Genomic DNA, 17,207 nt, shown 5'->3' on the forward strand with positions numbered 1-17,207 from the left:
AAAGCGTAACAACCAAAAGGTTTCCAGCACCTTTTGATCCGATAGCCGCCTTGCGCGTGACTTTGCAGATCGCCGCAATGCCCCTAGTCGATAAAGTCATCTGCCCGTTGCCCTGCCCGTTCATAGTGAATGGGCAGCACCCTGCCATAAAGCTGTTTGCAGCGTTCGGGCGTTGCCACCATATCAGGTTCTTCCACATAGGAAAATATCGCGACATACCGCTGACGTTGCCCAGACAGTGGTGCCACGCGATGCAAACTGTAACGTCCCTTGAACAGCTGCAAATCCCCCGGTTCCAAATGCAGTTGCGTGACTTTGTCTGATGTCCCGTTCAGCACGCGTGCGACTTCTTCGAAGTTTTCACCATCCGCGCGGATGTTGGGGGCGTATTCAAACGCGCCACCGTGTTCAGCATTCTGAATGGCCAATGTGACGGTAAAATTGTTGGTATCGAAATGCCAGGGAAACCCAGAGCCGGCCCCCGCCGTATTGATGATCACATCTGCAAGCGGGTCGGCGTATCGGTAAAACCGGTCTTGTTGCAGGCAGGCCTGAATAAACGCATCGAAATTCGGATGGTCCTGAATTTGACGCAGAGGCCCTGATTTCGCAAAGTTATCCGCAGGTACAAACGCGTTAGAGCGATCAAAAAACTGCCGCGCGGGATGATGTTTGGGCAGGGATGGATCGTCTTTGGTGAAATAGGCATTCGTGCGCTTGTACGATTTATGGGCAAGTGGCGCAGTGGCTTCTGCCTCTGCGATCAGGGCGGCGCGGCCCGCATCCGTCAGCGTGTTTTTCACAACGGCACAGCCATCACGGGCCAAATCCGCACGCACCCGATCCACCAGTGCGGCGTAATTTGCATCCGTAGGCGCATTCAATGGCAAAGCCTCATAATTTATGAGCGCAGTCTGCTCCACGTGTTACTCCGCTGCAGTTTGTTTGCCTTGCGGGATCACTTCGTAGCCTGCCTCTTCGGGTTCATCATCCGTCATTTCAGGTGGGAAGCCAGGGGCACGGATATCAAGGCCCGTAGCCTCTTCGAGCCGTTTGATAATGTTGGGGGACAGCTCTCGATCACCGTATTTCTGAATGCCATCATCAAAAATTTCACAAATCAACGGAGAGATTTCCAAAGGCACGTTATTGCGTTCTGCAATTTCTTGGAACAGACCCACATCCTTTTTCACAAGGTCCATCGTAAAGGAAATATCGCGCGACCCGTTCAGGATCACTTGGCTTTCAGTGACGTGGCTGAACGAATTACCCGACGAAATTTTGATCGCCTCATAAGCCGTGTTCAAATCCATACCCGCCGCTTTGGCAGTTACCAAGGCTTCGGCATTGGCCACAAGATGCACGGTCGCGAGATAATTCGTCAGCACCTTGAGCATTGATGCTGAGCCAAGGTCACCCGTGTGCAAAATGCGCCGCCCCATGGTTTTAAGAAATGGAAGAATGCGATCAAACGTATCCCTATCACAGCCTGCAAAAATTGAAATATTGCCCGTATCGGCGCGATGACATCCCCCAGAAACAGGGCAATCCACCGCCGCGCCACCCGCCGCGATCACCTTTGCGCCCAAGCGCTCGGCCTCGGCCTGATCGGTGGTAGACATTTCCATCCAGATTTTGCCCTCTTTCACCTCTGGCAGCATCTCTTGCAGCACCGCATCAGATGCAGCAGGGGACGGCAGGCAGGTGATCACCGCATCACACTCGCGCATCATTTGGGCAGGATTTTCCGCCGCTTTGGCCCCTTTGGCCACCATTGCATCCACCAAATCGCGGTTCAAATCCAGAACGGTCAGGTCAATTCCATTGCGCAGCAAGCTGCCCGAAAGTTTGTGGCCCACATTGCCCAAACCGATAAATCCAACTTTCATAACTGTACCCTGTTCTTTGTTGTTTTGTTGTTTTGTTGTTCCCATGACATGCCAGTCGGCTCCAAAAGGATAGCCCATCTGCGACATGTTGGGGTCGGGTTTTGATGGATAGGGTTGCGCAAGAGGCTTCGCGCCCTAAGGTGATCCCATGACTTGGCCTGCAAATTCTCCACAGCATGACACGGATGCCCAAGCGGGTATCGAGGTTACAGACGATTTCGAACAATTCGAACAACGCAACGATGTGTTTAGCCGCGCAATGTGGGATGAAACCGTACAATCGCCCAAAACAGACGCTTTTTTCGCCAGTTACCGTATGGAAGCCACGCCACGACGGGGTGATGGTTTTTCACAAAGAGATTTTGCCTTGCGCAATGCGTCTTGGTTGATTTCGGATGTGATATCAGACCGAAGTGCAGCAGAGGGCCGCCGCGAAGGGTTTCAAGCTCCCATCGCCGCCGACACCCCGATTGCGCCCGAAGCGATGGCCATTGATGACCCATCCGCAATGAGCGCAGAAGTTAAACGCATTGCCACGTTTTTTGGGGCTGACCTGTGCGGGATCACAGAGTTCGACAGGCGCTGGCTTTATAAATCACGGGTGGACACTCGTGACATGTCTGCGGCCCCAAACGATTTGCCAGAGGGCATGACCAGCGTCATCGTGCTGGGACACCAAATGGAAGAAAACTTGGTTGCCACCTATCCGTCAGCACTGGCTGGGGCCGCAACGGGGCGCGAATATTCGCACGAAGCGGCCATTGTGATGCAAGTGGCTGCCTATATTCGCAATTTGGGGTACGAGGCAGTGGCATCGATGAATGATACGGGTTTGGTGATCCCCTATGCAGTGAAAGCAGGTCTTGGCGAATACGCGCGAAACCAATTGGTGATTACCCCAGAGTTCGGCCCGCGCCTGCGATTTTCCAAGATTTTTACCAATCTGCCGTTGTCCCATGACGCGGCAAAACCGCTCGGCGTGCGGGCCTTTTGCGATATTTGCACGGCTTGTGCAGATGCCTGCCCTGTTAAGGCGCTGCCGTTTGGCCCACCAAGTGATGAACAGCCCAACGTCAGTGCGATCAAAGGCGTTAAAAAATGGACGTCTGACGCCGAAAAATGTTTCGGTTTTTGGGCGAAACTGGCTTCGGACTGTGCGATTTGCATGCGGGTTTGCCCTTTTAACCGCGACTTTACCAAATGGTATCACCGTGTCTGGCTAAAGTTGGCGTTGTCTCCGTTGCGCAAGCTGGCCCTGCGCATGGCCAAAGGGCACGGTGCGCGCAAGAAACCCTCAGATTGGTGGCGTTCGCCGTAAGCGAACAGTGCTTTTCGCGCTGTGATCTTGGTTCCATATGAAATGCCACCTATGTTTGGAGAAACCAAATTCGGAGGCACGACCATGTCCATCAGACCCGTAAAATCCACTCGCCAAGCGCAACCAACGCTGGAAGGTGCAGGCGTCCATTTGCATCGCGCTTTTGGGTTTCAAGACCCATCAGAGCTGGATCCATTTCTGTTGTTCGATGACTTTCGCAATGACATTCCAGAACACTACGCCAATGGATTTCCGTGGCATCCGCATCGTGGGATTGAAACGATTACCTATGTTCTCTCTGGGGAAGTGGATCATGCAGACAGCCTTGGGAACGAAGGCAAGCTGGCCGCTGGGGATGTGCAATGGATGACCTCTGGCAGCGGGATTTTGCATCAGGAAATGCCGCGTGGAAATGCGCAAGGGCAGATGCACGGGTTTCAATTATGGGCCAACCTGCCCCGTGACTTGAAGATGACCGCGCCACGCTATCAGGATGTGGAGGCCAAGGAAATTCCTGTCATTCAGGATGATGACGGAACGATTGTTAAAGTGATCGTTGGGGATTTCTGGGGTAAAACTGGCCCCGTGGATGGCATCGCCGCAGAGCCGCAATACCTTGATGTTTATGTTCCAGCGGGTGTGAAAAAGACGCTGCCCGTGGACACATATCGCCGTGCGTTCGCTTATGTTTTTGAAGGGGCTGGTGCGTTTGCGGGGGCATCTGATCCAACGGGAGTGCTGCTCGAAAAAGAGGTGATGGGCGAAGAAGTGAATATTCGGGATCTGTCGGGCAACCGCACGCTGGTAAAGTTTGACACGGGCGACAGCGTTACCGTGCAAGCGGGCGAAGAAGGTATTCGATTCTTGCTGATATCAGGCAAACCGATTGAAGAACCCGTTGCTTGGCACGGACCGATAGTGATGAACACACAAGAAGAACTGCAAAAGGCCTTTGCCGAGTTGCGCAACGGGACGTTTATTCGCCCCGCCCACTGATCAGATTGCGCCCAGCCATTTCAGCAGGGCGTAATACACAACGCCGAACATCATCAGGTTGATCACCAAGACACCGAGCCAGTTGATCCGTTCACGAGATTTGTCGCGGGCCACATCGACGCGATCAAAGGCTTTGCGGTTGTTTTGCACGATTCCATCAACGCGTTTGCGATCCACTTGGCCCCGCCGCCGCGGGTGGGCGATACGCTTTTCCGCCTCTTCCAAATACGCAACATCTTGGGCGACGCCGCGGGGGAGGCGGCGGCCGGCGCGGCGGAGTTTTTGGGCTAAGGTGCCCTTTTTGGTTTTAAATTTGTCCGACACCAATGTGTCGATCTCGGCTTTGGCCGATTCAATTACTTTATTACTCACAGGTCATATCCCCCCAAAGGATGCACCCTGAGTACGCTGTTTTTAACCGATTCTCAAGCCGCGCGGGGCCTGTGGGCTACAGGTGTGGCATCTGCGCCAAGGCGGGTTTTGTGATGGGTTTGCAGAATAAATCAGCGCTCACGGATTTCGGATCAAGCGTGATGGACCCTGCCACCACATCGCACCCTGTGGCCCGTTTGATGGCGTTGACGGCGGGGGCCATATCGTCGGTAATGGATTGCGAGCCCATACGGATGGCCACGGCATTGCCCGCCTCTGCAAAAACGGCAAAGTCTTGATTTTCTTGGGTAATAATGTCCCCGCCTACGATACGTTGCTGCACGGGTATTTGCGAACAGGCCGCGGTGGCCACGGCCAAAATGGTGAAAAATCCTGCTCTCATGACGGCTCTCCTTTGTGTTTTGATGAAGGAAAGGATCGCCGCGATTGGTTAATTCAACGGGTGGGCTGGGCAGACAAAATACGCAGGATTTGAGGCAAGTTGATAAAGACGCGGGAGGCCATGGTTTTTCTTTCCACAGCCAATGGGGATGCAACGACAGCGGGACTCTTTACTGCCCATCAGGTGGATTGGAACCTCAAACACAGTGGCCTTCACGGCGTTGCGCAGAGAGATGCGTCAACCGTGCGCAGCGTTTAGGTTTGGGAGTTTGTGAAAAAAAGCAAACCACCCAGAAACAGGGGTCCTGTAGGTATGGGTGGCGTGTGGGTTAACGGGGTGTTGCGTGGGAGATCGGGGGTGACGATGGCCAATTAGGGGCCTTTTTGGAAGTCATGGAGTCTTCATTTTTCTTTCTAAAAAACCGATTGTCTGTAACGTAGAGTGTTTTAGGAATGGATAAGTTTAGAAAGAAATTGATACAAATGGAGCTCTTAACTGCGCCATTTTTTTCGGCGATTGTAAACGTACCTTCGCGCGTCGGTTTTTCGTATGCGATATTCTAGCAACTGCTTGCTGACCAAGTATTCATCAGATGCTTGTTCAAGGCTTATCCCTCTTTCAATAATACTAACCGCTACGGTTTTGGGAATTAAAATTGCCGTACTCAAAACCTTTGCCTCCTCCTCAACTTCTCTATCATAGTCCCGTTTCCCATTTGGCAAAATTGGAACGGAGAGCCCATGCCCCAAAATAATGTGTGCGAGCTCGTGCGCAATATTTGCATTCTGTCGATTTGGATGGTGGTAATCATTGTGAATTACCTCCCTTTTGTTTCCCAACGGCAAAGTAAGGGCCGAGAAAACGTCCTCGTTGTTGTTCTTCCAAAAATTTTTGATTTCGCTGGGAATAGTTGGGTGTGTTGAAAGTTCAAGGACATCAACGCACAAGTGCTCTGCGAGCTGTTTAGTAACAATCATCCCATCCGAACTGATTTTCAACTCTTCTCTATAAATTTGGGCGTATTCTTCAGACTCTTTAATGAACCCTCGTCTAAGTTTTATTTTCTTTCTCCCTCATGTGCTCATAAGCGGATTTTATCATAGCTTCCAATGCGGCTGCGCCATCAGAGCTCAAATTCCGATCTGCCCTGAGTAGCGTTGTAATTTCAGCTAATGGTTCAGGTTTACTAACTTCATCCAAATTAGTTTTGTAGAACTTCGAAACGTCTAGCTTCGACCAAGTAGCTAGTGCTGCAAGACTATCTATATCTGGCCGCCTTCCTTGACCCATTCTAGTTAAAGTGGAAGGGGAAACGCCAGACTCATTCGCAACCTTTTTCCAGTTTTTTTTCTTAGCCAATCGATAAGAATCTAGAGCAGAATAAAATGCCTCAGCATCGAAAAAAGAATTTGACATATGATCTCCATTTTCACTCTTGCAATTTTTTTTCCACGACCCTAGGTATAGTGAATAATTGCTACCTAGCAATTAACAATCACTACAACAATAAGGAATGACGCAATGTCACGATACTATGTAAACAAAAACTCTCAAAATAACGGTGACCACGAAGTCCATACCACTGGCTGCTCTTGGCTCCCAGCGGTGGAGAACCGAATTTATCTAGGGGACTTTACTACTTGTCGCTCAGCAGTAACAGAAGCGCGCAAGCACTATGCACAAGTAAACGGGTGCTATTTCTGCGCAACCGCATGTCATACACAATAGGAGAATAAAATGGCTACTAACCCACCCAAAGGCGACGGGCATCGTAAAGGAGCAGTAAGGCAGCGCTCTCAAACAAAAACGCCTTCAGGCCACTATGTCAAACGAGACGCAAACACAGGTCGCTTCATGGATGTTAAAACTTCGAGTAAGACGCCTTTTAAAGGCGTTCGAAAAGAGAAATGAAACGAGAGTCAGGCGCAAATTAACTGCCACATGCGCCTGATATCCTCACCCATCCATCTTCAACGCTGAAATAAACGCCTCCTGCGGGATGTCTACTTTCCCGAACTGACGCATTTTCTTCTTACCCGCTTTTTGCTTGTCCAACAACTTCCGCTTCCGCGATACGTCCCCACCATAACATTTCGCCGTCACGTCCTTGCGCAGGGCTGACAGGGTTTCCCGTGCAATAATCCGCCCCCCAATCGCCGCTTGGATTGGGATTTTGAACATGTGTTGGGGGATCAGGTCTTTGAGCTTTTCGACCATGGCGCGGCCCCGTTGTTCGGCGCGCTCAGAATGGACCATGGTAGAGAGCGCGTCGACGGGTTCTTCGTTCACCAAAATCTGCATTTTGACGAGCTTGTCTTCGCGGTAGCCTTCCATTTGGTAATCGAAGGACGCGTAACCTTTTGTTACGGATTTCAGGCGATCATAGAAATCGAACACCACTTCGTTCAATGGCAGGTCGTATACGCACATGGCGCGGGTGCCTGCGTAGGTGAGGTCCAGTTGGATGCCGCGGCGATCTTGGCAGAGTTTCAACACATCGCCCAAGTATTCGTCGGGCACAAGGATGGTGGCTTTGATGCGCGGCTCTTCGATGTGGTCCACATGGGTGAGGTCGGGCATGTCGGCGGGGTTGTGCAGTTCGATCATAGAGCCATCGCGCATGTGGACGTGATAAATCACGCTTGGGGCGGTGGTGATGAGTTCGATATCATATTCGCGTTCCAGGCGGTCGCGGATGACCTCTAGGTGCAAGAGGCCGAGGAAGCCGCAGCGAAAGCCAAAGCCGAGCGCGGCGGAGGTTTCCATTTCGGTGGAGAAAGACGCGTCGTTGAGCGAGAGTTTCGCGATGGCTTCGCGCAGGTCTTCGAATTGGGCGTTGTCCACGGGGAACAGGCCACAGAAGACCACGGGTTGGGACGGTGCGAAGCCTGGAAGCGGTTCTTCGGTGCCCTTCTTTTCGGTGGTGATTGTGTCGCCCACTTTGGTGTCGCGCACCTGTTTGATGGAGGCGGTGAGGAAGCCCATTTCGCCCGGGCCAAGCACGTCGATATTGTCCATCTGCGGGCGGAACACACCCACACGATCCACGGGGTAGACGGCGTTGGTGGCCATCATGCGGATGCGGTCACCTTTGCGCAGGTATCCGTCGATGACACGCACCAGAACCACCACGCCGAGGTAAGCGTCATACCAGCTGTCCACCAGCATGGCCTTGAGCGGGGCATCTGCTTTGCCTGTCGGGGCGGGCAAGCGGGTGACCACGGCCTCTAGCACATCTGGAATGCCGATGCCTGTTTTGGCAGAGACCATGATGGCATCTGTGGCGTCGATGCCGATCACATCTTCGATCTGTTCACACACGCGATCTGGTTCGGACGCGGGCAGGTCGATTTTGTTTAGAACGGGGACGATTTCGTGGTCCGCGTCGATGGCTTGGTAGACGTTGGCGAGGGTTTGCGCCTCCACCCCTTGGGTGCTGTCCACCACAAGAAGCGAGCCTTCGACCGCGCGCATGGAGCGGGAGACCTCATAGGCGAAATCCACGTGGCCGGGGGTGTCGATCAGGTTGAGGACGTAATCCTCCCCATCGTTGGCTTTGTATTCAATGCGCACAGAGTTGGCTTTGATGGTGATGCCGCGCTCTTTTTCGATATCCATCGTGTCGAGGATTTGCGCCTCCATGTCCCGCTCGGCCACTGTGCCTGTCTGCTGGATCAAGCGATCCGCAAGGGTGGATTTACCGTGGTCGATGTGCGCAACGATGGAGAAATTGCGGATTTTTGAAAGATCAGTCATGGGGTTGGGATATGGCGGGGATTGGCGTTTGCGTCAAGGTGGGTTGGGACAATCAGCACATCTATCCCATGGGGATCTGACCAACATGTGACTGCTGGTGTTCTTGCCTCGTGGGGGATGTCGTGTCACAAGGGCTTCAAGAGCGCATGAAGCGTCGGATTGAGGTGGATATGAAACGATTTTTAGCCCTTTTGGCGGCCTGTTCCATGCTGGGTGCTGCGGATGCGCAGGCGGGGCGGATTGAGCGGGCGTGCAAGGCATCGGACCGCAAAGCGGCCACGGCGAGTTTGTGTCGGTGTGTTCAACAGGCGGCGAATGCAAAGCTGACCTTTGCGGATCGGCGTTTGGCGGCGAAATTCTTCAAAAAACCAGACTTGGCGCAAGAAACACGCCAATCATCAGACCCGCGCAAAGAGCGATTTTGGAAGCGGTATAAGGCGTTTGGTGCCTATGCGTCCAAAATTTGCGCGAAGTAACAACGGCGCGTTTCAGGTTTTACTGGCCACCGTTGCGGCGCAATGCACTGACTGGTACGGCGGAGCCGATTGCGGACCAAGATGCAGAGGCGCGTGCGATTTTGGTGTCATCCCACGTCACGAACGACAGGATGAACCCTTCGCGCGTGATTTCTTCGGCGGTGATGTTAAAACGTAGGTTTTGCGCCCGCGAGGCATCAATGCCCGAAAGTCCGATTGTGATATGGGGTGGTTTTTGAAACGGCGCCGCAAAGGCCACAGGAATGCGCACACCGCGATCCCCGTCCCCCGACCACATCGGTTCATTGTTGTCCACGTGATTAAAGACCTCACCCGTGCCAGTGATGATCTGCATCCCCACCAAAGGGGAGGTTGTTTGTTGCGCAAATTGCGCTGGCATATGCCGTGTTCCGTCCATTGTTGTACCTGTGTTGCCCCACGGAAAATAGAGTACTCTGCCCTCGTTACACTTCGGTTAAGCTAAGCAAATCAATACAGGGGTTTAAAAAACTGCTGGTGTCCTGCGTTGGTATTTTTCCATCGTCTGGACAGGTTCAGTGAATCACAGCTGACAGATCAGGTCAAACATGAATTCGGGTAAACTTTGTGGACCGTGACAAATAAATCGACAGGGGACGCGATTATCCCGCTCTGATTGCAAGGTGGTTTTATCACACACGCCTTAGGGGGAAATTGCGATCCTGACATGGGATTGTGTTACATCAAGGGGAATGGGGCTGAGCGCGCAGTTTAGACCGTGGCCTGAAACGCCCTGCCCTGACAGGGCATCAAAGACAGCATCATGATTGGTGCAGATCAATCGCGTGCCATCCGCGCCCAACACGTCACCGCGGGCATCCAAAGGCAGGAACTGATGCGGACAGGCATTCACAAAAGCACGAATGCCAGCGTTGTCGTGGACAATGAGCATAGGGAAATCCCCGATCAGATGTGCCGATATGCCCATTTGCACGTCTTTAAGCGTGCAAATGAGCGTACCAGCGGCTGGCGCGTCTGGGAAATCTGTCCAATGCAGGGTCATTAGGCCGCGTCGATCACACCGCGTTCGATTTGATCCGCTTCGATGCTTTCGAACAGGGCTTTGAAGTTGCCTTCGCCGAAACCATCATCGCCTTTGCGTTGGATGAATTCGAAAAAGATCGGTCCGATGACTGTTTTGGAAAAGATTTGCAGCAAAACGCGGGTTTCACCGCCATCCACGACGCCTTCGCCATCAATGAGGATGCCGTGTTTTTCCATACGTTCAATCGGCTCTTGATGGCCCTGAACCCGTTTGTGGGACATTTTGTAATACATCGGTGGGGGCGGTGGCATGAACTCAAGGCCGCGGCTGTGGATTTCATCGGTGGCCGCGTAGATGTCGTTTGTGGCAACCGCGATGTGCTGGATGCCTTCGCCTTTGTATTCTTTCAAATACTCTTCGATCTGGGATTTATCGTCGGCGGATTCATTGATCGGAATGCGGATGCGTCCACAGGGCGACGTCAGGGCGCGTGATGTCAGGCCAGTGACCTTGCCCGCGATATCAAAAAAGCGGATTTCACGGAAATTGAACGTGTCGCGATAGAATTTATACCATGTGTCCATGTTGCCTCGGATCACGTTGTGGGTCAGGTGATCGAGGTAGAAGAAGCCAACCCCTGTTGGCTGTTCGTTGGTGTTGAAATCAAATTCATCCGCATAGGCGTTTTCGCCTGCACCATAGGTATCGACAAAATACAAAAGCGAACCGCCGATGCCTTTGACGGCTGGTACATTCAGGGATTTGTCGTCTGCGTCATAGGGCTCTGCCCCTAGCTTGATCGCATGTTCATAGGCGTGTTGTGCATCCACGACCCGCCACGCCATAGACGGCGCACAGGGGCCATGATCGTCCACGAAACGCATCCCAAAGGAGTTTGGTTCAGCATTCAGAACATAGGTAATATCGCCCTGCTGCCACAGCTCTATCGCTTTGGTTTTGTGCGTGGCCGTGTGGGTGTAGCCCATTTTGGTGAACAGTTTGCGCAGTTCTTCAGGCTCGGGATGGGCGAATTCAACAAATTCAAACCCATCGGTCCCTGCTGGGTTCATGTCTGAGATCGTGGATTTTGGTGCGTCGTGAGGAAACGGGCCCATGGGAGACTCCTGTAAGGTGCGATGTTTCCATTAAGATATCGCGCTAATATTGCGGGAGGTGCGCAAAGTTGTTAGTGAACAGAGGTAGAATTGCGATAAAGTCGCAAAATATAGCTTAATCACGCGATAAATTTGCAACCAAGGGAAATATCATGCTTGATTCCACAGATTTAAAACTGCTTTCCGCGTTGCAGGACAATGCAACTGCAACGGCGCAAGAGCTGTCTGAAACGTTGCACTTGTCAGCCAGCCAGATTGGACGGCGGCGACAAAGGCTGGAGGAAGCGGGGTACATTTTGGGGTATCACGCCCATGTTTCGCCCAAGCATTTGGGATTGGATGTACAGGCCTTTGTGCAGGTGGCCATGGTGGGACACACGACCGACAATGCAAAGCAGTTTGAACAGCTGGTGGATCGCACGCTCGAGGTGGTTAGCCTGTGGACGCTGACAGGGGATGCGGATTACATGCTGCGGGTCTATTGCAAATCGTTGGCGGCGCTGAATACGCTGGTGCATGAGGTGTTTTTGCCCCACGAAGCGGTGGCCCGTGTGCAGACCAAGATTGTGATGAAGCAGTTGAAAAAGGATACAGGTCTGCCCATTGATTAACGCCGTTGCCGCGCCAAAATCACATGTGCCGCAATGCCCAGTCCGTAGGCCGTAAGGGCAAAGACAACAACGCCTGAAAAACCCATTACGGCAATCATGCTGAGAACAATGGGTGTGCCAAAGGTGTTCCCCAAATTGCCCATCTGTGCAACGGCCCCATTGGCGTGGGCTCGGTCCGTGGCCGATTGGTTGAGCGCAGGAATGGCCGCGAAATTTGCGCCCTGCACCAACCCCAGGCAAGCAAACAACCCAATGCACAGCGCGGGGTGTCCTGGGGACACAAGCAACAGTGCGATGTCGCAGGATGCTGCGGCGAACCCTGCAACGACCACAGTGACAGCGGAACACCAGCGCAGCAGCAAAACGCCGAGGGTCATGGATGTGGCGATCCCCGCCAAGGGCATTAATCCAACGGTTATTGCGCGGGAGGGTTCAGGGATGAACGGCGGCAAAATCGTGAGCAGGGACACAAACGTCAGCGTGTAGCACAACCATGCAAGCGCGGGCGCAGAAGTGGCGGGGTTTGTGTAAACCGCCACATGTTGGCGCAATAAATTTGTGATGGGTGCGGGCGTTTCACCAGATACTTTGGGCAGGGTCACAAACAGGATGCCCGCGATGGCCAGCATCCATATGGCGTGGGCGTAAAAGATACTGGGCACGCCGTAAGCCGCAATTAACGGAGCGCCAAGCCACGCTGTGAGCGCATAGGACACCCCAAAGAACGTGGACCACAGGGTCATGGCCAATGGAATGAACCGCACTTTTGTGATCTGTGCAATCAGCGTTGGTGCGGCAACTGTGATGACCAAATGCGAGGCCCCTTCGATCAGGCGCAGGCCAAGCATAATGGGCAAGGTTGGCAAGGTTGCTTCGATCAGGGTGATACCGGCGCCCAGCAGCAAACCCGCCAGCAGCATTTTGCGAAACCCGACGCGGGCCACGATCAGGCCAGCGGTCAGGCCAAACACGATGCCCAGAAAACTGATAATCGACAGGATAAAACCAAACCACGGGGAGGCGGCTCCGTTTGTGTAAAAGGCTTCGAGGTCGGCATAAACGAGCGAAACTTTGGAAAACTGCGCCGCTGCCCCAAGGCCCGCGCACCAAAGCAAAATCACGACAAAGGGAGAAGACCGCAGCATATGAAACTTGTGACGGGCGCGAACAAGAAGGGCAAGTCGGCATTTTTGTGAATTGGGTCTTTTGTTCACGTGGGCTTTGGCGCAAATTGATCGCATAGGTTACGCGAAAGGCCCCCATGGACAGTTTTTTCCTTCAAGCCACGATTTATCTTGCCGCTGCGGTGATTGCGGTTCCGATTGCCAAACGAATTGGGCTCGGTTCGGTGCTGGGGTATTTGATTGCGGGCGTGGTGATTGGGCCTGTTACGGGGCTTGTGGGCAACGAAACCAAGGACTTGCAGCATTTCGCGGAATTTGGCGTGGTGATGATGCTGTTTATCGTGGGTTTGGAGCTGGAGCCGCGTGCGTTGTGGGATATGCGGCATCGGTTGGTCGGGCTTGGAGGGTTGCAGGTTTCGCTGACAACGCTGGCGATCACGGCGGCGTTTCTGATTTTTGGACAGATTTGGTATGTCGCACTGGCCATTGGTTTGACCTTTGCGCTGTCATCCACCGCGATTGTTGTGCAAACCCTGAATGAAAAGAACCTGATGCAAAGTCAGGGGGGACGGTCCGCGTTTTCGGTGCTGTTGACCCAAGACATTGCGGTGATCCCTATGCTGGCGCTGGTGCCTTTGCTGGCGCTGGGGGATTTCAAGAACTTTGCCAGCCATAAAGGTGGTCATCATTCCATGTCATTGGTGGAAGGGTTGCCTGGCTGGGGTGTGACCCTTGTAACCCTTGGGGCGGTGGCTGCGGTAATACTCATCGGGGTTTATTGCACCCGACCAATTTTTGCGTTCATCGCGCGGTCACGGCTGCCTGAAATGTTTACGGCCATTGCCCTGTTGCTGGTTGTGGGTATTGCGTTGTTGATGACCGTGGTTGGACTGTCCCCTGCCCTTGGCGCATTTTTGGCGGGTGTGGTTTTGGCGAACTCTGAATTCCGCCATGAACTGGAAAGCGATATTCAACCCTTTAAAGGGCTGCTGTTGGGGTTGTTTTTCATCACAGTTGGGGCTGGCATCAACTTTGCCATTTTGGCCGAAAACCTTGTCGGCGTTATCGGGATGACCCTTACGGTTATGGCGATCAAAGGCGCAGTTTTGGCCGGGCTTGGCCTGTTGTTCAAATTGAAAGGACGCGACCAGTGGTTGTTTGTGCTGTCCCTAGCGCAGGCAGGTGAATTTGGCTTTGTTATGTTGTCGACCACGGTGCAAACCAATGTCATTCCTTACACGCTGTCCCAACAACTGTCGCTGATCGTTGCGCTTTCGATGCTGTTAACGCCGTTGTTGTTCATTGTGTATGAACGTTTGACCAAGAACATGGACGAAGCAGACCCAGATCATGCCGAGGATGAAATTGACGAACAGGGCACGGTGATCATTGTTGGCATTGGGCGGTTTGGCCAGATTGTGAACCGACTTGCCTTGGCGGTTGGGATCAAAACCGTGGTGATCGACCATAAGATTGATCAAATCGACGCCATGCGCAAATTTGGCGTCAAAGGGTATTTCGGAGACCCCACACGGCCCGAGTTGATGCACGCCGCAGGGTTGGAGCATGCGAAAATTCTGGTTGTTGCGGTAGATGATCGCGGTGCGGCCAATAAGTTGGTGAGCTATGCACGGTCCAAGAGACCCGACATTTTTATCATCGCCCGCGCCTATGACCGCAACCATGTGTATGAGCTGTTCCATGCGGGGGCCAACGAGATTGTGCGCGAAAGTTTCGACAGTTCGCTGCGTGCAGGGAAATACATGCTGCAAGGTATGGGTTGGACCGAATTTGACGCAGATCGTGCCCGAGAGCATTTCTTTGAAGCGGATCGCCATGCGCTGGCGGAATTGGCGGAGCAGTGGGACCCCAATGTGCCAAATCTGCAAAACAAGGCCTATGTAGAAAAAGCCAAGGCGGTTAACGAAGACCTGTACACCAGCTTTTTGTCAAACCTGACGCAAGTGCTAGAGGCGGAAAACCCGAGTGCCGATGAGGACGAAAAAGAGGGTTAATCATCCGCGATGCGCGGGCGTCCGGATGCAATGACCGTGATGTCAGCTTCTACGAATACGTGCTTGCCTTCGATGTTTGCTGTGCGCATGTCTTTTTCAACACGGATACGAATGCCTTGGGCCCCTGAGGACACTGCGTCGCTGTGGGCTTGATCGGACAGATGTTTTTCAAGGTCGGCTAAGGCCAAATCTTGATCGGCATACTCTTTGGGTCCATCGGCGAAATGCACGCGATATCGCCCTTCGCCAGCGCTGGTGATTTGGCCAGAGCGGCGCATTGAGATTTGCCCGACCACTGCCCCGATAGCGTTGGCCACACCCGCATATTCAGGCAGGATCATCGGCGTAGACAAGCGTTCACCAACCGCGCCGTAATAGCTGGGTGCGGATGCGCCAAGGCCAATCACAGGCAGGTTCAACCCCACATCCAAGGCCACCAATCCACGGTGATGGGCCATGCCCATGCGCGAGAGAACATGACGTGCGAGATCAGCAGATGGAACGCCAAAATCGCTGCCATCTTCGGCAAAGGCCGCATCGAGCAAGGTTTCAGCGGTTTGCGTTGTGACCTGATCAATCACCGCCACCGCCATGTCATCTGCATTGGCTGCAATACGTTGACCTGCGCCGTTGCGTTGGCGTGAAAACAGATCAAGCGCCGCGCGGGCCGCATCTGCGTTCCAGCTGTTCAAGATGCCCGTTACATGGGCCGCGTCTGACGGCGTGACGGAGGACACCATCACCAAACCACGGGCCACCAGTGTTTTCAGCGCAGCACTTTCCATGCGGTTGGTCAGCAGTTTGCCCATTTCCCATGCCTGATCGCCAACGCGATCAAGCACACGTTGTTCACGGTCTGACAGCCCCGTTGGGGCATGGCCAGAGTGACGGATCGGCACAACAAATCGCCCATCATATTCGCCCAGCCGTTCCGAACTGACCTGTCTTTCCAAGGCAGGTAAAACCACATCAGGAAATTGTTGTGCCGCCAAAGACACGGGCAAAACACGGCGTGGACCAAGTGTTAGGCCGCCACGCAGTCCATCCCGCGCGGCGTGGACTTCGCTGTCGCCGCCCAGACCTGATGTGCGCATGGCCACGGCTTCGACCATGGTGCGAAAGCCGCCAACGCGCGCGCCTTGAGGATCAATCATTGGACGGCCATCACGCAACACGGCCACGTCTGTGGTTGTGCCACCGATATCTGACACGAGCGCGTTGGTTTCATTTGTCAGCCAGCGTGCCCCGACAATGGAAGCCGCAGGGCCAGAGAGGATTGTTTCGATGGGGCGTTCGCGGGCCATTTCTGCGCTGATGAGCGCACCATCGCCGCGCACAACCATCATGGGGGCGGTGATGCCTGCGTTTTGCAAATAGGCTTCGGTTGCGCCGATCAAATGGTCAATCATCCCAATCAGACGCGCGTTCAAAACGGCGGTCATAGCGCGTTTTGGGCCGCCGAGTTTTGCGCTGAGTTCGTGTGAACAGGTCACGGGTGCGCCTGTCACTTCGCGGATGATATCGCGGGCGGACATTTCGTGTTCTGGGTTTCGCGTGGCGAATTGGCCTGCAACGGCAAAACCAGACACATCGCCCTGCAAATTGGCCAGTTCACTGCGCAACGCATCGAGGTCCAGCGGCGCGGCTTCGCCCCCTGAATGGGTGTGGCCACCTGCAACCGAGATTACAGGGTCGCCGCCCAATGCTTCGTCGAGGCCCTGGCGTGCGATGTCTTTGGCGTTAAAGCCGATGAACACCAAACAGACCCGTGCGCCCTGCCCTTCGACCAGTGCGTTGGTGGCCAGAGTGGTGGAAAGGGAGGATAAAGCGATGTCGCTGGGGGCGACGCCTGATTGATCAAGCACCGCCTGAACGGCCGCGCCAACACCTTCGGCCAGATCGTGGCGTGTTGTCAGAGATTTGGCGCTGGCCACAACCGTATCGTCTTGGATCAATGCCGCATCCGTGTATGTGCCGCCCGTGTCCACGCCCAAAAGATATGCCATTTTGCCTGTCCCTTTAAACCCGTTTGGTGTGTAGCGGGTGCATGACCAATCGTCAGGAGAAAAAGCGACACCCATTCACATTTTTTACCCCAAACGCGACGT

The 17,207-nt window shown here is 53.7% G+C and carries 17 protein-coding genes; 5 read left to right on the forward strand and 12 right to left on the reverse strand.

Going from position 1 to position 17,207, the window contains the following annotated elements; translation table 11 throughout:
• Positions 1–83: 83 nt before the first annotated feature.
• Together QBD29_RS13755 and QBD29_RS13760 are read right to left on the reverse strand one after the other, a co-directional pair.
• Entirely contained in the window at positions 84–923 is an 840-nt protein-coding gene (locus QBD29_RS13755; RefSeq protein ID WP_280098667.1) for a hypothetical protein, read from the reverse strand.
• A 3-nt stretch (positions 924–926) separates the two neighbouring features.
• Positions 927–1,934 (reverse strand): NAD(P)-dependent oxidoreductase, encoded by a 1,008-nt coding sequence (locus tag QBD29_RS13760; RefSeq protein WP_347936471.1) that lies wholly within the window; start codon positions 1,932–1,934, stop codon positions 927–929.
• A 103-nt stretch (positions 1,935–2,037) separates the two neighbouring features.
• Here QBD29_RS13760 and QBD29_RS13765 point away from each other — a divergent pair, with 103 nt between their 5' ends.
• Positions 2,038–3,207, forward strand: a complete 1,170-nt coding sequence (locus tag QBD29_RS13765) for a reductive dehalogenase domain-containing protein (protein WP_280098669.1) — start codon at positions 2,038–2,040, stop codon at positions 3,205–3,207.
• 84 nt (positions 3,208–3,291) lie between these two features.
• A complete protein-coding gene (locus QBD29_RS13770; RefSeq protein WP_280098670.1) occupies positions 3,292–4,203 on the forward strand; it encodes a pirin family protein in 912 nt (303 codons plus the stop codon).
• Here the strand turns inward: QBD29_RS13770 and QBD29_RS13775 are convergent, their stop codons facing one another.
• The 5 genes from QBD29_RS13775 to lepA form a co-directional block, all read right to left on the reverse strand.
• Positions 4,204–4,575, reverse strand: coding sequence for a hypothetical protein (locus QBD29_RS13775; protein ID WP_280098671.1), 372 nt, complete (start codon positions 4,573–4,575; stop codon positions 4,204–4,206).
• Positions 4,576–4,651: 76 nt separating this feature from the next.
• Positions 4,652–4,978 (reverse strand): hypothetical protein, encoded by a 327-nt coding sequence (locus tag QBD29_RS13780; RefSeq protein ID WP_280098672.1) that lies wholly within the window; start codon positions 4,976–4,978, stop codon positions 4,652–4,654.
• A gap of 491 nt (positions 4,979–5,469) precedes the next feature.
• The gene (locus QBD29_RS13785) at positions 5,470–5,976 is read right to left on the reverse strand and encodes an ImmA/IrrE family metallo-endopeptidase (protein WP_280098673.1); all 507 of its coding nucleotides are present in this window, start codon (positions 5,974–5,976) and stop codon (positions 5,470–5,472) included.
• A gap of 52 nt (positions 5,977–6,028) precedes the next feature.
• Entirely contained in the window at positions 6,029–6,394 is a 366-nt protein-coding gene (locus tag QBD29_RS13790) for a helix-turn-helix domain-containing protein (RefSeq protein ID WP_280098674.1), read from the reverse strand.
• A 540-nt stretch (positions 6,395–6,934) separates the two neighbouring features.
• Positions 6,935–8,734 carry a translation elongation factor 4 gene (gene lepA / locus QBD29_RS13795; protein WP_280098675.1) on the reverse strand — a complete coding sequence of 600 codons (1,800 nt, stop codon included), beginning with the start codon at positions 8,732–8,734 and terminating at the stop codon, positions 6,935–6,937.
• A 170-nt stretch (positions 8,735–8,904) separates the two neighbouring features.
• Here lepA and QBD29_RS13800 point away from each other — a divergent pair, with 170 nt between their 5' ends.
• Positions 8,905–9,210 carry a hypothetical protein gene (locus QBD29_RS13800; RefSeq protein ID WP_280098676.1) on the forward strand — a complete coding sequence of 102 codons (306 nt, stop codon included), beginning with the start codon at positions 8,905–8,907 and terminating at the stop codon, positions 9,208–9,210.
• Between the two features lie 19 nt (positions 9,211–9,229).
• On the opposite strand, the gene QBD29_RS13805 is transcribed toward QBD29_RS13800, so the two are convergent.
• The 3 genes from QBD29_RS13805 to hppD form a co-directional block, all read right to left on the reverse strand.
• On the reverse strand, positions 9,230–9,610 hold the full coding sequence (locus tag QBD29_RS13805) for an H-type lectin domain-containing protein (protein ID WP_280098677.1): 381 nt from the start codon (positions 9,608–9,610) through the stop codon (positions 9,230–9,232).
• Positions 9,611–9,892: 282 nt separating this feature from the next.
• Positions 9,893–10,252: a Rieske (2Fe-2S) protein gene (locus QBD29_RS13810; protein WP_280098678.1), complete on the reverse strand. Its 360-nt coding sequence runs from the start codon at positions 10,250–10,252 to the stop codon at positions 9,893–9,895.
• Entirely contained in the window at positions 10,252–11,349 is a 1,098-nt protein-coding gene (gene hppD, locus QBD29_RS13815; RefSeq protein ID WP_280098679.1) for a 4-hydroxyphenylpyruvate dioxygenase, read from the reverse strand. Before hppD ends, QBD29_RS13810 begins: the two co-directional genes overlap by 1 nt.
• Positions 11,350–11,501: 152 nt before the next feature.
• On the opposite strand from hppD, the gene QBD29_RS13820 reads away from it, so the two are divergent.
• A complete protein-coding gene (locus QBD29_RS13820) occupies positions 11,502–11,960 on the forward strand; it encodes an Lrp/AsnC family transcriptional regulator (protein WP_280098680.1) in 459 nt (152 codons plus the stop codon).
• Here QBD29_RS13820 and QBD29_RS13825 read toward each other — a convergent pair.
• Positions 11,957–13,105, reverse strand: a complete 1,149-nt coding sequence (locus QBD29_RS13825) for an MFS transporter (RefSeq protein WP_280098681.1) — start codon at positions 13,103–13,105, stop codon at positions 11,957–11,959. The two genes, QBD29_RS13820 and QBD29_RS13825, sit on opposite strands and share 4 nt — an antisense overlap.
• Before the next feature lie 116 nt (positions 13,106–13,221).
• On the opposite strand from QBD29_RS13825, the gene QBD29_RS13830 reads away from it, so the two are divergent.
• Complete coding sequence (locus QBD29_RS13830) at positions 13,222–15,099, forward strand: monovalent cation:proton antiporter-2 (CPA2) family protein (RefSeq protein WP_280098682.1); 1,878 nt, start codon at positions 13,222–13,224, stop codon at positions 15,097–15,099.
• On the opposite strand, the gene QBD29_RS13835 is transcribed toward QBD29_RS13830, so the two are convergent.
• Complete coding sequence (locus QBD29_RS13835; RefSeq protein WP_280098683.1) at positions 15,096–17,105, reverse strand: hydantoinase/oxoprolinase family protein; 2,010 nt, start codon at positions 17,103–17,105, stop codon at positions 15,096–15,098. The two genes, QBD29_RS13830 and QBD29_RS13835, sit on opposite strands and share 4 nt — an antisense overlap.
• Positions 17,106–17,207: the final 102 nt, after the last annotated feature.

It is taken from the genome of Amylibacter sp. IMCC11727, from assembly GCF_029854195.1.
Taxonomy (GTDB): Bacteria; Pseudomonadota; Alphaproteobacteria; order Rhodobacterales; family Rhodobacteraceae; genus Amylibacter.